Origin of the sequence: Robinsoniella peoriensis, assembly GCF_000797495.1 — a bacterium.
Taxonomy (GTDB): domain Bacteria; phylum Bacillota; class Clostridia; order Lachnospirales; family Lachnospiraceae; genus Robinsoniella; species Robinsoniella peoriensis.
The window spans coordinates 152,261-166,793 of the sequence record NZ_JTGN01000006.1; the positions used below are offsets into that span (position 1 = coordinate 152,261).

Sequence of the window (14,533 nt, forward strand, 5' to 3'; positions counted from 1 at the left end):
ACTCGATACTATATAAACATTTAATTAAGAAAAACCAGGAGGAATGAGTATGAAAAGAAAAATGCAAAAAGCGGCAGCGCTAACATTGGCAGGAACTATGATATTAGGAACCATCACCGGATGCGGCGGTGAAAAAACAGCGGCTACCGATGCAAAGACAGATCAGAAGACCGAAGCCGGTTCCAATGAGGCAGATACAAATAAAGAATCAGAAAAGGATTCGGCAAAAGGATCAGAAAACGGATCAGATGCGGGTTCAGAGGCTGCGAAAGGTGAATATACCGATTATTCCAAAGGATTTCCGGAGAAAGTAACGATTAAGATTCCGGTTTATGACAGGGGATTCGAGGGCTGGGATCCAACGAATAACTATTATACTAAGTGGATTCAGTCTGAATTTGGGGACAAATATAATGTGGATGTGCAATATGTGGCAATCGGACGGACAACGGAAGTAACGGACTATATGCAGATGATAGCAGCCGGCAGCGCACCGGATATTATTTTCCACTACGATATGCCTCAGGCAGTCAGCTATTATAATGAAGGTGCCATGCAGCCGCTGGATCTGGACGAAATTGCTTATTATGCGCCCACCTATTCCGAAAAATTAGGGGACACCATCCGGGACTACGGAGAAATGAATGGAGAAAATATATTTTTCTTCGCAGACAGGGACGCGATCTATTATAACTGGGTAACCCTCATCCGACAGGACTGGCTGGATCAGGTAAAGATGGAGATGCCCACAAACCGTGAAGAACTGGAGGCAGTTGCTCAGGCATGGAAGGATGCAGGTCTTGGAACCCTGGGTGACAGGCTTGTAAATAAGAGCTTTACTTATGATTATGCATTTCGTGGGGAAACGGTTGATCAGACAGAGTTAGCCTTATACTCCGATCTGAATGTGCCTGCACTAACCTGGAAGCCAACTGAAAATTATCTTAGAACTTTGAACAAAGAATATAATGCGGGGCTCATTGATGCAGAATTTTATCTGAAAAAAGAAGAGCCTGACGTGGTTGGCGATTTTGTTTCCGGTAAAACAGGAACTTATGGCTTCTATATGACCAATACAACAGACGTAATTAACAGTTTAACAACCAATGATCTAAATGCAAAAGTAGCTGTTTTAGATCCGGCAGCTTTTGCACCTAAAGACAGCAAACCATATTATTATGAATATCCGTCTTATGGAATGGTTATGGGCATGAATTCCAAGACCACAGAAGAGCAGAGGGCGGCAATCTGGATGTTCTTAGACTGGATGATTCAGGATGATAATTTGTTCTACCTGCAAAATGGTGTGGAAGGACAGAATTATACGCTGGATGAAGATGGTATCGCAGTACCGGCAGCTGATTATAACGGAGAATCCAAACTTTCTAACAATAATAATAAAGATTACTGGTGTCTGGTTGCAGAAGTTGCAAGTTATGGCGATGAACACAAAAATTTAAAAGCAAATATGAAGACTCTTGCACCGGCAGGATATGAAGATCTGATCCAGCAGTCTTATGACTACACCAAGAAGATTGAACAATATGGATTAATCAATACGATTTTTACAAAACCGGTAGAGAGCTCCAGTGAGTATGCATCCGATCTGAGCGCCCTGTGGCAGGAAGTTTATGTAGATATGGTTACTTCAAGTCCTGAAGAATTTGATGAGAAATATAAGGCTGCTTGTGAAGAATATCTGGATGCAGGATATCAGGAAATTCTGGATGAGAAGCAGGAGCTGTTAGATGAAGGGTCTTACAAATAAAAAAGCGTGAAAAAATGGATGGCTGTTGCAGGGTAAAAGCCTGCAGCGGCCTTTTAAAGCAGAAAGAAGGATGGATATGGCAGGATTGGTGTATGATAAAAAACAGGTGGAAGAGGCTATTGATCAGATTGTGGCACGTACGATGCGTATGGATATGCCCTGGGACTGGCCGTGCGGGGTTGCTTATTATGGAATCAGCAAAGCATATGAATTCACAAAAAAGGAAGAATATCTGGATTTATTAAAGGAACGGATTGATGAATACATAGAACTTGGGGTACCTAAATGGACGGTCAATACCTGTGCAATGGGGCATTGCCTGATTACTTTATATGAAGCAACCGGTGAAGAGAAATACTGGGATCTGGTGATGAGAGGAGCAGAATATCTGCGCAGTGATGCCAGACGGTTTGCGGATCGGGTTTTACAGCATACCGTTTCTGTAAATAATGATTTTCCGGAGCAGGCATGGGCAGATACACTGTTTATGGCGGCATTTTTTCTGCTGCGGGTAGGGGTGAAATTAAAAGAAGAAGAGACGATTGCAGATGCATTGAACCAGTATTACTGGCATATTAAATATCTGCAGAACATGGATACAGGCCTCTGGTATCACGGATATAACAATATTACCAAAGACCATATGTCAGGTTTTTACTGGGGGAGAGCAAATGCATGGGCGGCATATACCATGTCCCAGGTAGGAAAATACCTGCCGGAATGTTATCTGTATCCGCAGTTTCTGGATATTGTGGGCTCATTGAATGAACAGCTGGCAGCAATCAAGCTTTTGCAGACCGAAAATGGTCTGTGGAGGACGATACTGGATGATGAAGAATCCTATGAAGAAATCTCAGCGTCCTGCGGAATTGCATCGGCAATGCTGGAAAAGGGGAATCCACTGCATCTGAAATATATTAACAAAGCACTGCAGGGCGTATTAAATAATATCAGTCCCGATGGAAGGGTATTAAATGTATCCGGAGGAACTGCGGTTATGAAAGACCGTGACGGCTATTGCAATATATCCAGAGACTGGATACAAGGCTGGGGACAGGGGCTTGCACTGGCATTTCTGACGGGGGTGTTAGACTATGAAAATTGTCGAAGCGACGGGGCATTATAAGACGGGACATCATAATAAGAAAGACTGTTTGTGCAATGAGTTTACCTTTGCACCGGGAGCAGCCGGGGCGGGAGCACAGCAGGTAACTCCGGAAGATCTCTATACGAAGGAGAAAACATGGGGATTTCTGACAGAAGCAAACAGGCGGGAGGATCCTTTGCTGCAGATTCCAGAATTAAATACTGGATTTGACACATTTTCCTGGTATCGGGATAAGGATATAACCCGGATTACGCAGGATGTGTCCGGCTGTTATGCAGATTCGTTATGCATCGTAAATGAACTTTGTGCAGATGGCAGCAGAAGGATTCCGCTTTCCTTTAAAGCAGATGTTCCCCTAAGCGGAAATTACAAAGTACGGCTGAAACTTACAGCGGCAGTGGAAGAAGAGGAACTGCTTATTTTTCTCGGAAGAAGAAAGCTTTTTTATCGGGTAAGACTGTCGGCGGGTGAAGTATTGGAAACAGAATTTCTATTAAATATCAGTGATATTATTCCAAGAGGCCAGGTGGCGGCTTATCAGGATTACAGTGCAGCTATTACCATTATAGGAAAAGAGCCAAGACTGACAAATGTCGCTATATATCCGGTACAAAGTCCGGTTATTTATATAGCAGGGGATTCTACTGTAACGGACCAGAGCGCGGAGTATCCCTATGCGCCGGGTACCAGTTATTGTGGATGGGGGCAGATGCTTCCGGCTTTTATAGATGGTAAAGCAGCAGTTTCCAATCATGCCCATTCCGGACTGACAACAGAAAGTTTTCGCAGCGAAGGCCATTATCAGATTATTTTAGATCACATTCAAAAAGGGGATTACTGCCTGTTCCAGTTTGGGCATAATGATCAGAAACTGAACCACCTCAGGGCAGAGGAAGGATACCGGGAAAATCTGATTACGTATATCAAAGAGATCAGAGAAAAAGAAGCATATCCCATTTTGGTAACTCCATTGGCAAGAAATTCCTGGAGAGGTGCGGATGGTACTTATAATGATATGCTGCTTCCCTATGCGTGTGTCTGTAAAGAGATTGGAAAAACGCTGAATGTTCCGGTTCTGGATTTACACGGTAAAAGTAAAGAGTTTGTAATCCGACAGGGACTGGAAGGAGCGAAATTTTATTATTTCCCCGGTGATTTCACCCACAGCAATGATTACGGGGCATATAAAATGGCTGGTTTTGTGGCAGCAGAATTATCGGAACAGCTTTGTCTTCCGGGGCAGCAAAGCGCTCATGATTCCATCCCGGAATATATGGATGAGTGGAAGATATCAAGAAAAACCAATCTGCCGGCTCCACCCTCAAATATGGATGGAATGGATAATCCCACCGCATGTCCCATTATGTTTCAGGATCTGAAAAGACCGGAAGAGTGGCTTACAAGAGCTGAAGCAATGGATATGGTCATTCAGACAATGAATTTCTTTCCCATTAATGTATATAACGATATGTTTGAGGATGTAGTGGGGCATGAGTGGTATGCGGGAACGGTGGAATGTGCTGCCCAAAATGGAATGATTCCAAACACTATGGTGATGGAGAAGAAAATTTTTCCCGCAAAAGAGATCACCTTGCAGGAATTCCTGTGCATCGCAATGACCGGTTATAAATGCAGGAAGTACCTGCCGGTTGTGCAGAAAAAGTACCGGATCAATGTGGCATCCTGGGCAGAAGAAGAGATACAGGCAGCCTGTGAAATTGGAATTGCGGCAGAAGAAGCAGATTTTAATAATCTTATATCCAGAAAAAATGCTGCAGATATATGTAAAAGGCTTTACGTGTCATTGCATCATCATGGAAATTAGAATAGGAGGACATATAATGACAGCAGAATTAACAGGGGGCTTCACCTTACCGGGAGAATCCGGGTATGAAGAATTGACATTGAAGCTGGCAAAGAAATGGGGGGCTGATGTGATCAGGGACAGTGACGGAACCGCCTTGTCGGATACGATTTTAAATGCCGGTTATGGAATCTATTCTACTATTTGTATCATTCGTGACCATAATGAGTGGGCAAAAAATCATATGGATAAGCTGCAGCAGTCCTTTTTAGTCACAAATCCCAAGACGGCAGTGGAACCGTTTGTAACCTTTCATCTCATGAGTGATTTTTCCCAGGGACAGTTTTCGGTGAATGACAGTCCGGAATCGATGCAGTTTTGGCAGGTCTTTGACCGTACCTCCAACATGGAAGTCTCCAGAAGGCTGTGGACCTACGAGAAAGAAGCCGGGAATCTCACCATTCAAAATGCGGTTCCCTATCATAAATATACGGTTAGTTTTCTGGCATACCGCATTTGGGAAGAAATATCCATGTATAATCATGTTACCAATGGCTGGAATAAGGAACATTTAATGCCTGTAGATCCCCGGTATGTGGAAACCCGGGAGTACCTGCTGCAATGGATGGAAGACTGGTGTGCCGCTCATCCGGATACTACCGTTGTGCGGTTTACCTCTTTGTTTTATAATTTTGCATGGATCTGGGGCAGCAGTGAGAGAAACCGTTCGCTGTTCACAGACTGGGGGTCTTATGATTTTACAGTCAGTCCTCTGGCATTGCAGCAGTTTGCATCTAAGTACGGCTATCAACTGTGCGCAGAGGATTTTGTGAACAAAGGTGCATATCAGGTGACCCATATGCCGCCAAATGCAAGAAAACTGGATTACATGAATTTCATCAATGATTTTGTTATTCACTTTGGAAAAGAACTGGTAGATATCGTACACCGCCATGGCAAACAGGCATATGTTTTTTACGATGACAGCTGGGTTGGCCTGGAGCCCTATGGGAAAAGATTTCATGAATTTGGATTTGACGGATTGATTAAGTGTGTCTTCTCTGGATATGAAGCCAGATTATGTGCAGGGGTAAAGTCAGTCACCCACGAACTGCGGCTGCATCCATATCTGTTTCCGGTAGGGCTTGGGGGAGCTCCGACTTTTAGCGGAGATGGGGATCCCGCCCTGGAAGCGAAAAAATACTGGAATCAAATACGGCGCGCCCTCCTTCGCGTACCAATTGAAAGAATCGGTTTGGGCGGATATCTGCATTTAACAGAAGGCTATCCGGAATTTTGTGACTATGTAGAGCAGATAACAAAAGAGTTTCGCAGAATCCGAAAACTACATGAAGAAGGACCGGTATATCATTTAAAATGCACAGTGGCAGTTCTTCATAGCTGGGGCAGGCTTCGGTCCTGGACACTTTCCGGGCATTTCCATGAGACAGAACAACACGATCTCATACATGTGATTGAAGCACTGTCGGGTTTGCCGGTAGAAGTAACCTTCCTGGATTTTGAAGATATTAAAAACGGAGCGTTAGACGACGTACAGGTTCTGATCAATGCCGGAAAAGCCGGGAGCGCATGGAGCGGCGGCGATGCCTGGAAAGACGCAAGAGTAGTTGAACAGATCACAAAATGGGTTTATCATGGCGGAACCCTGATTGGAATCGGGGAACCGTCGGCAGTGGAGGGTTTCGATACATTTTTCCGCATGTCCGAAATCTTAGGAGTGGATAAAGATAAGGGGGCAAGAGTATGCCATGGAAAGTGTGAGTATCACATAGAAAAGATAGAAGGTCTTCTTCCTGCTGGCTTTAATATCCCCGGCGAGAGTCAGATTTATTTAACCGACGGCAAGAACAGGGTGCTGGCTGAAGAAAATAAAGTACCTGCGCTGACCATACGTGATTTTGGCAAGGGAAAAGGTATCTATCTGTCATCCTTCCGTTACAGCCTGGAAAATACGAGACTGTTCTTAAATCTTCTGCTTTATGGAACAAACCAGGAATTGTTTCCGGATTATGTCACTGCCAATCCGTATATAGAATGTGCGTATTACCCGGAGAGCAAAGTACTGGTAATCATCAATAACAGTGAGAAGAGTCAGATTACCAGTATCAGCACGGAGTTTGGGGTAGTGAATGCGCAGCTGGAGGGGTATGAGACCAGGGAAGTGCTGCTTTAGAGCGAACAGTTTCATCTTGAATTGGGGGGTAGGTGAGTAAGGGACGCTTTGTAGTTGGAGAGTGTGTACGGAAAGATGGGAGTGGGAAACTTGTATGGACTCCGTCAGCTGGCCGCAGAACTGGTATTTTCTAACCTTCCCGGAGCGCTTTTTGGCGGCACGCGGGCATTCACCGAGAAATCCTGATGCATTTCTCGGTTCAGTGCCCGCTTAGTATCCGATGGGAGCCAGTCGAATACTATCCGCCAAAAAACACTCCGGAAAGGTAAGTAAATACTCAGCTCTGCTCTACGCTTCCTCCGTCCATACAAGTTTCCCACTCCCATCTTTCCGAGATCCAGGTTGTCGCCACAAAGCTGGTTTTCTCAGCCTGGTGGAGACCCTTGGGCTGTGACGGGCTGTTCGTTTTTAGATGCAGCCTTTCCTATTCATAGACCTAACTGGCTGTAGTGCTGTAATCAAAAATATATGTAGTAGAATGAAGAAACAAGCTGCCATGGTCCGTCCCCTTTTCTTTCCGAACACTACCTATATCTACAAAGCGTCCCCTTCCTCAGCTAAACCCAAATCTAAGCTGATTTTATGCGCTCTAGAGCGTGTTTGAAAATTGCTACACATTGGTCATTTTAACCAAATTAATATTGAAGCGATACACAAAAATCCCAGATAGGTGAATGCAAGTTTGTCATAGCGGGTGGCAATTCTACGAAATGCCTTTAGCTTTAAAAAGAGTTTTTCTATCAGATGCCGCTCTTTATATAGCCACCAATCGCAATGACGTTCAAACTTTGCTCCCTTTCTTGATGGAATTGTTGGTTCACCACCTTGCTCATAGATATAGTCAATCAGTTTATCACTGTCATATCCACGATCAGCAAGTATGTTACTTCCTTTTAAATTTACATGTTTCAATAAGGGAATCGCGAAATTAATATCGTTGCGTTGTCCTTCACTGATCATGAAATACACTGGATTTCCATAAGCATCCACAATGGCGTGTATTTTTGTACTGGCTCCGCCCCGGCTGTGTCCTATTTCGCTAGAAGGCCCCCTTTTTTTGCACCTGCACTATGTTGGTGCGCCTGAACGATAGATGCATCTAACGAAAGTTCTTCCAATGCGGCTTCAAGGCTTAGAACGCGAAAAATATTATCCAGTACGCCAGCATCAATCCACTTACGAAAACGGCTGTATACACTTTCCCATGGCCCATAACGCTCAGGAAGATCACGCCATGGGGCTCCGCTTCGCGCCAGCCAAATCATTGCATTAAGCATGGTACGGTTTTCTTTTGAGGGACGACCTGGTTTTCCTGTGTTTTCAGGAGGAAGTAAAGTTACTATATGATTCCATTCATCATCTGTTAATTCATATCGTCTCAACATATAAAACACCCCTTTTTCTTTATTTTACCATAAAACGGGGATGCAAAACATTTGTTTTGTGCAACTTTTAATTTTAAAACACGCTCTAGAGCGTGTTTTAAAATTGCTTTCTGGCAGCTGTGCGTCACAGTTTGTGGGAGATTTGTCCCGGATGAAGGGCGCGTAGCGGGCTACGTAACCTGAATTCGGGGCAAATATGCCGCAAAGTGGGGCGTGCAGATGGCAGGAATGAATTTTCAAACACGCTCTAGTACCAGCCCCTATCTCTCCCTTCGCATCTCCACAATATCATACAAATCCTCAAAAGATATCTTAGTATTCACAATCTTCAGGATTCTTGCAGTATCATCTATTCTGGACACCATACCCGTCAACTTCAGGTATTCATTTTTACAGAAATATACGACTGTTACAATATCATTTTTCTGCACCTGGCGAAGTTTCCGGCTCAGTTCTTCCTGATATTCTTCTAATAGTTCAATCTTCGGGACCACAATTTTTTCTTTCTTCCGTAAAACTTCCGGATACCCTTTTAATGCAGCGAACGGCATAAACTGTTTTGCCCGTTCTTCTCTGGTCATTTTAGACACCACTTTTATGCCCTCCTATCTGGCGGTTCCGCTCCATTGTAGTTGCCCCTTCCTGCAGGTTCATTCCCTTTAGAATTGCATTTTTTCCGAACTTCTCTTTGATATCCAGCATTGCTTTCTGCATCTTATGTTCCCTTTCCAGCTCTGCAGGATCCGTAAATAAATCATACTGCTGATACATCTCATCCACAACGTTATTAAAAGTTAAATATACTCTGTGCACAGGAGTGTGCCTGTCCACGATCTTTTCATACAGCCTCTGTGTATAGGCGATGATCTGCTTTGCGGAGCTGGTGGTCACGGTCATGGATGTTGTCCCATGTGACGATTTCTTCTCAATGCGGTTAGAATAGCCCACATAGAGGGTAATGGAATCCGTAACAAGACCTTTATCCACCAATTCCAGACAGAGTAAATCCGCCATTTCTTTTACGATAAGCTTTCCTTTTTCATAGTCATAATCGCAGCCCAATACCTGACCGCTGGATATGGAATTTGACTTGGACTTATATGCTTTGATATCTGCCATTGTAGTCGTTTCTCTTCCCCAGGCATGATCAATCAGTAATTCCGCATCAATACCAAACAGCTTGTACAGCATCGACTCATCTGCTGCCGCAACCTGCTTCATCGTATATATGCCCATCCGTTCCAGCCGTTTTGCAATTCCTGCACCTACCCTCCAGAAATCTGTGAGCGGCTTATGGCTGCTCAACGTCTTCCGGTAAGCTTCTTCATCCAGAATACCAATATGGTCTTCCACGTGTTTTGCCGTTATATCAAGGGCAATCTTCGCAAGATACAGGTTTGTTCCAATCCCACAGGTTGCCGTAATTCCTGTAGTATCAAGGATATCCTTCATGATTTGCATACTCAGTTCTTTTGACGTCATCTGATACATGGCTAAATAGTCCGTTACGTCCATAAATACTTCATCAATCGAGTAGACATGGATATCTTCTTTTGCTATATATTTCAGATAGATGGCATAGATTTCTGCGGAATATTCCATATATAACTGCATTCTGGGCGGTGCCATTATATAATCTATATGTGCCGGAATCTGGAATACCCTGCATCTGCCCGGAACCCCCTGCTCCTTCATGGACGGTGAAACAGCCAGACATATTGTCTTCTCTGTCCGTTCCGGATCCGCTACTACAAGATTGGTTGTCATTGGATCAAGACCGCGCTCTACGCACTCCACCGAAGCGTAGAATGATTTCAAATCAATACAGACATAGGTTTTATTTTGTGACATCCATTTCACCTCACTCTTATTTTAATCCGGACCGTGTCAGAATATTCATCCATCTGCACGCAAAAGCCCTGCCATTTAACCTGGCAGGACTACTTGCTGCAACTATTTTCATAATCACTATTCCTGTTTATCTTTTAATTCCATTTTATTGATACACGATGAATCGTCCATCTTTAGCCGGAGTAATGGTACCTGCTGATGTAACCGCCTTAGTTACAATATCATATGATAAGATATCCGTCTTTGAACAATTTTGCAGACACTCTTCCGGTACGGAGCCTTCCGTAACAGCAATTGTGTAACTGCGCGCAGTATCAATTGCCTTCCCATCCGCCGCAGTGATTTTTTTCACTCTGCTGCCAGGCTCTGCCGTAGGGTCAAATTCTATTTTAAGTCCGGAAAAATAATAAAACCATCCGGTCTGGTTATTCTCCACACTCACAGAATATTCAAGTACTTTCCGTAAATCCTCACCACTTATGGATGCCTTCCATAATGCTCCACTATCGTTGGCTTTTAAATCCGGCATAATGCGGTCTATATCTGCAGCAGTAATATCCCCGGCATATATCCGTCCGCTGATACCCTTGCCGTTGTAGCATCCATCCTTGCCATTGTCAAGAATAAGTGCCAGTTCACAGTCTCCCCAGGCACGCATGGCATCAGCCACAAAGCTGCCTGTGTCTGTCAGTGTAAAACTCTCGCTTGCTTTGCCCAGTACCTTTGAAGGCTCCGCCGCCGGCGGTGACAGATTCTGTTCATCTACCATGCTGATAACCTCTGCCTTGCTAAGCTTCCCCTCCAACATCCCGGCAAGACCTTCCTGCAATGCATCCTGGGCATTCTCCAATGTAGGAAATACTGCATAGCGGCCCTGGTTCAATGCCGGAAGCAGCTCTTCTATTTCAGGAACATCCGGCGGTGCTGCATCAATCAGGCTTGAGAACATCGCGCCTGTATCCGCCGCAAGTGTCTGCTGGCCTTCAACTGTAGATATATAATTCATCAGCTCCATAACAAGTTCATATTTCTCCTTGTTGTCCGACTCTGCCAGATGCTTGTTGAGCCCAATATAACATACCATATAGAGACGTGCCCAGTCATTATTACTACCGGGATTAAAAAATGGCATAAGGGCAAATTCATCCGTAGTACCGGTTTGTTCATATCCCATTTTTGCCATCAATGATGAATCCTCCACCATTGCACATTGACGGGTAAAAAGCATCTTCTCCCGTTCCGAATAATTAATATCCAAATCAGACGATTTCCATACACCGGCATCTATCATTTGCCGGAACACATCCAGTGCCCCGTCAAAGTGCTTGCCGAAGCTGCCTTTTCCCTGATTGTAATCATCCATCCATTCCAAATCCTGTGGACGGCTAAAGTAACTGCCAAAATTGTAGCCCGTAAAAGCAGTAGCCAGTACTTCGGGATTCTCAAATCCCAATTGAATGGAACGGATACCACTGGCTTCAATTGTCTGACACAATTTCAGAAAGCCTTCAAAGTCCTCGGGTATTTCCCAGCCATTTTCCTGAAACAGCGTTTTATTATATACAATCCCCCTTACCTGAGCCGGTCCGGGCAGATAATAGAGCTTTCCATCTGTGGAAATATCATTTAACATGGATGTATTATAGCGGCTGGAGAATTCCATTCCGGAAAGATCCAGCAGCCGGTCACTCCAATACTCCTTGCCCACATCTAAAGGCCAGGTCATGACGATATCCGGAAGATCGTCATGTTCCAATCGTGCAGCATATTCCTCTATTCCCATATTACGTGTAAAATTTCCAACCTGTACGATATCAATTTCAGGAAACTTTTCCTCTACCGCCTTTTCAAACTCATTAATGGAAAATGCATACTTAACCAGAACTGTTATTGGTGTCTTACCCTTAGCGATAGCCTTCTGGGTTAAAATATCTTCATTGTCCGAAACCTTTGCCCCACAGCCCGGCAAACATAGCAGAAGTGTCATCATAATTATGATCATTAACACTCGCCTCTGAATCTTCTCAGATCGTTTAAGCACTCTCATCAGTTCCCCCTCTTAACAAGAAACGTTATCTGTCACTAATTTTTCAAACGCTGGGATATCCATTGGCCTTGCAAAAACGTACCCCTGTATGTAGTCGCAGCCCGCGCGTTTGAGCATGTCTACCTGCTCCCGTTCTTCCACGCCTTCGGCAACTGTTTCCATTGACAACGCTTTTGCCATGCTTATAATATTTGTTACCACAGCCTCTGTGCGGCTCAAATCAACACCTTCTCCATGGAAAAATATTTTATCCAGTTTAAGTACATCAACCGGAATCGTCTGTATCAGATTCAGTGAAGAATATCCGCTGCCAAAGTCGTCCATTGAGCATTCAAATCCTGCTGCCTTAATATTCCGGATAATATGAATCAGACGGCTGCTATTTTCCAGCACCATACTTTCTGTTACCTCAATTTCAATCAGTGACCTATCCATGTTATACTTATCGGCGATCCGGATGTATTCAAAAAGGAAATTGTTATCTCTGAAATGCAGACGGGAACAGTTCACTGATATTCTTACCTGTGTCATTCCCTGATCAATCCATCTGCGTAATGTGCGGCAAACCGTTTCAAACACAAATAAATCCAGTTGGATGATAAAACCGTTTTTTTCAAAGAGTGGAATAAACTCATCCGGATATATCATACCCTCCGTGACACTCTTCCAGCGGACAAGAGCCTCCGCACCGCCAATTCGTTCCTCCGGCAAACGGTACTTGGGTTGTAAAAATACCACAAACTCTCCGTTATTAAGCGCTGTTTCCATTCTGTCTTCCAGCTGTTTTTCACGGAGAAGCTGACGGCGCACCCCATCGTCATAAAAAGCACATCGCAACTTACTGTCAACTGTACGGTGTGTTTCACGTAAAGCCAGCTTTGCCCTGTCAATCATTTGCGGGAATGTCAGAGTACTGTTCTCAATCACATAAATGCCAAATTCCATAATCGGCAGGCTCCATGCCACATTCATATCCAGAACATTCTGCTCCGCATCTGTGTGCCATCTGCCGAATTTCTCCAGTAATTCCGATTCATTGGAAAACTCCATTAGTATACAGAAATTATCTGCTGACTGCCTTCCCATACACTCTCTTTCCGATATCTTTTTGTTCATAAATTCGCTGAAAAACCGCAAAATGGCATCACAGTTAATACGTCCAATTTCATCATTAAGCACTTTGAACTTGACAATATTGGTGTAAACCAGTGCATATTGCATATTATGATCCGAAGTAAGCAGCTCCTCTGCCAACTCATAAAAACGCTGTATCGTATGTCCACCGGTTATATCATCCACATAAGCAATCTGTTCCAGCTTGCGTTTATGATTGTTAAAAATATACACCAGTGCCGCCGCCAGTCCGGCAAAAGTAATGGTGATCAATCCACATATTATCAGCGTAGATTGCAGCAGTAAATTTGACTTTTCGTTTACAACCTCTACCGGAACAAAGGAAAGCAGGTACCAGTCATCCGGAGCTACCGGAGTATAGACCATATAAGTCTCCTGACCATCCAATTTAAAACGGATCTGCCCGGATGCATTGACAGACATTTCCTGCATCACATCGTCCAGTTCCTTTTCCCCGATGATTAATCCTTCCAGGGTAGAAAAGATATTGTATCCGCTCTTAAAGGCATAAGTGGAAGATGAACGTACCACAACAGCCCCCTTCATGGTTACAATCTGGGAATATGCCTGATCGTTGAATGATGACATTGACAGCACCTGGTCAAAAGAAGACGGAGCGTAGCTCACAGCCAGTGCAACTATGTTTTTTCCGTCAATGCTCATGTTGTCCAGTGGAACGGAAAACAGTATGTACTCCTTATTTTGGATTATCTGAGTGGTTGACATCGAGTCCTTTCCACTGAGCAGATCCTTCCGAACCGATTTATCAAGTGTGAGAAAGGTCTGTGTATTGCTTAAATCATATGCCGTGCCATCCGTATCGATAAGAAAAATGCTCTCATAACTCAAGCCTTCCTTTTGCTTCTGCAGCATTTTCTTAGCTTCATCCATTCGACTGATGTCTGCATATTCCAGGGAAGCCGCCATTGTATGAAGGACATCGTAATTGTCATTAACAATACGATCCACATTTTCTCCTATACGTCTTGAGATCTCCTGGAGATATGCTTCACTCTCCTCCCGTATTGTGGAAGATAACCGACTGTAATATTGAAAGCTAAATATAGTAATAAGGATACATATAATAAAAAATATCAAAAATACTCTGTGATACATCCTTAAACTAAAAAAAGGATTTTTCTTTTCCTTCCGGATCATTTTGCTTCCTCCCACTTTCTTTTATGAGAACAGTTGATTTTATAGTATTATTATAACACAATTTTAAAATCTGTCGATATGTGT

The 14,533-nt window shown here is 43.7% G+C and carries 10 protein-coding genes and 1 pseudogene; 5 read left to right on the plus strand and 6 right to left on the minus strand.

The genetic code is table 11. From position 1 onward, the window contains the following. Positions 1–49 precede the first annotated feature (49 nt). The 5 genes from QR40_RS13740 to QR40_RS32590 all read left to right on the plus strand — a co-directional run bounded on the left by QR40_RS13740 (position 50) and on the right by QR40_RS32590 (position 7,060). Positions 50–1,768, plus strand: a complete 1,719-nt coding sequence (locus QR40_RS13740) for a type 2 periplasmic-binding domain-containing protein (RefSeq protein ID WP_044295526.1) — start codon at positions 50–52, stop codon at positions 1,766–1,768. A gap of 76 nt (positions 1,769–1,844) precedes the next feature. Continuing rightward, positions 1,845–2,894, plus strand: coding sequence for a glycoside hydrolase family 88/105 protein (locus tag QR40_RS13745; RefSeq protein ID WP_044295811.1), 1,050 nt, complete (start codon positions 1,845–1,847; stop codon positions 2,892–2,894). Further along, positions 2,863–4,701, plus strand: coding sequence for a rhamnogalacturonan acetylesterase (locus tag QR40_RS29855; protein WP_052430850.1), 1,839 nt, complete (start codon positions 2,863–2,865; stop codon positions 4,699–4,701). The genes QR40_RS13745 and QR40_RS29855 overlap by 32 nt, the downstream gene beginning before the upstream one ends. Positions 4,702–4,717: 16 nt before the next feature. Next, positions 4,718–6,874: a 1,3-beta-galactosyl-N-acetylhexosamine phosphorylase gene (gene gnpA, locus QR40_RS13755; protein WP_044295527.1), complete on the plus strand. Its 2,157-nt coding sequence runs from the start codon at positions 4,718–4,720 to the stop codon at positions 6,872–6,874. 63 nt (positions 6,875–6,937) lie between these two features. Beyond that, the gene (locus QR40_RS32590; protein WP_276325436.1) at positions 6,938–7,060 is read left to right on the plus strand and encodes a hypothetical protein; all 123 of its coding nucleotides are present in this window, start codon (positions 6,938–6,940) and stop codon (positions 7,058–7,060) included. A 435-nt stretch (positions 7,061–7,495) separates the two neighbouring features. On the opposite strand, the pseudogene QR40_RS30900 reads toward QR40_RS32590, so the two are convergent. The 6 genes and pseudogenes from QR40_RS30900 to QR40_RS13785 form a co-directional block, all read right to left on the minus strand. Further along, positions 7,496–8,259 (minus strand): annotated as a pseudogene (locus QR40_RS30900) (IS5 family transposase). A gap of 24 nt (positions 8,260–8,283) precedes the next feature. Beyond that, a complete protein-coding gene (locus tag QR40_RS33215; protein WP_081998904.1) occupies positions 8,284–8,499 on the minus strand; it encodes a DUF6783 domain-containing protein in 216 nt (71 codons plus the stop codon). 20 nt (positions 8,500–8,519) lie between these two features. Next, on the minus strand, positions 8,520–8,840 hold the full coding sequence (locus QR40_RS13770; RefSeq protein ID WP_027292553.1) for a YolD-like family protein: 321 nt from the start codon (positions 8,838–8,840) through the stop codon (positions 8,520–8,522). Between the two features lies 1 nt (position 8,841). Next, positions 8,842–10,110: a Y-family DNA polymerase gene (locus QR40_RS13775; RefSeq protein WP_044295529.1), complete on the minus strand. Its 1,269-nt coding sequence runs from the start codon at positions 10,108–10,110 to the stop codon at positions 8,842–8,844. A 145-nt stretch (positions 10,111–10,255) separates the two neighbouring features. Further along, entirely contained in the window at positions 10,256–12,157 is a 1,902-nt protein-coding gene (locus QR40_RS13780; RefSeq protein WP_044295531.1) for an extracellular solute-binding protein, read from the minus strand. 12 nt (positions 12,158–12,169) lie between these two features. Then, complete coding sequence (locus QR40_RS13785; protein ID WP_044295532.1) at positions 12,170–14,449, minus strand: bifunctional diguanylate cyclase/phosphodiesterase; 2,280 nt, start codon at positions 14,447–14,449, stop codon at positions 12,170–12,172. Between the last annotated feature and the right edge of the window lie 84 nt (positions 14,450–14,533).

Excerpts from the sequence above, each read along its gene's own strand:
- QR40_RS13740 (WP_044295526.1), top strand. The coding sequence starts at position 50 with ATGAAAAGAAAAATGCAAAAAGCGGCAGCGCTAACATTGGCAGGAACT.
- QR40_RS13745 (WP_044295811.1), top strand. The coding sequence starts at position 1,845 with ATGGCAGGATTGGTGTATGATAAAAAACAGGTGGAAGAGGCTATTGAT.
- QR40_RS29855 (WP_052430850.1), top strand. The coding sequence starts at position 2,863 with ATGAAAATTGTCGAAGCGACGGGGCATTATAAGACGGGACATCATAAT.
- gnpA (WP_044295527.1), top strand. The coding sequence starts at position 4,718 with ATGACAGCAGAATTAACAGGGGGCTTCACCTTACCGGGAGAATCCGGG.
- QR40_RS13770 (WP_027292553.1), bottom strand. The coding sequence starts at position 8,840 with ATGACCAGAGAAGAACGGGCAAAACAGTTTATGCCGTTCGCTGCATTA.
- QR40_RS13775 (WP_044295529.1), bottom strand. The coding sequence starts at position 10,110 with ATGTCACAAAATAAAACCTATGTCTGTATTGATTTGAAATCATTCTAC.
- QR40_RS13780 (WP_044295531.1), bottom strand. The coding sequence starts at position 12,157 with ATGAGAGTGCTTAAACGATCTGAGAAGATTCAGAGGCGAGTGTTAATG.
- QR40_RS13785 (WP_044295532.1), bottom strand. The coding sequence starts at position 14,449 with ATGATCCGGAAGGAAAAGAAAAATCCTTTTTTTAGTTTAAGGATGTAT.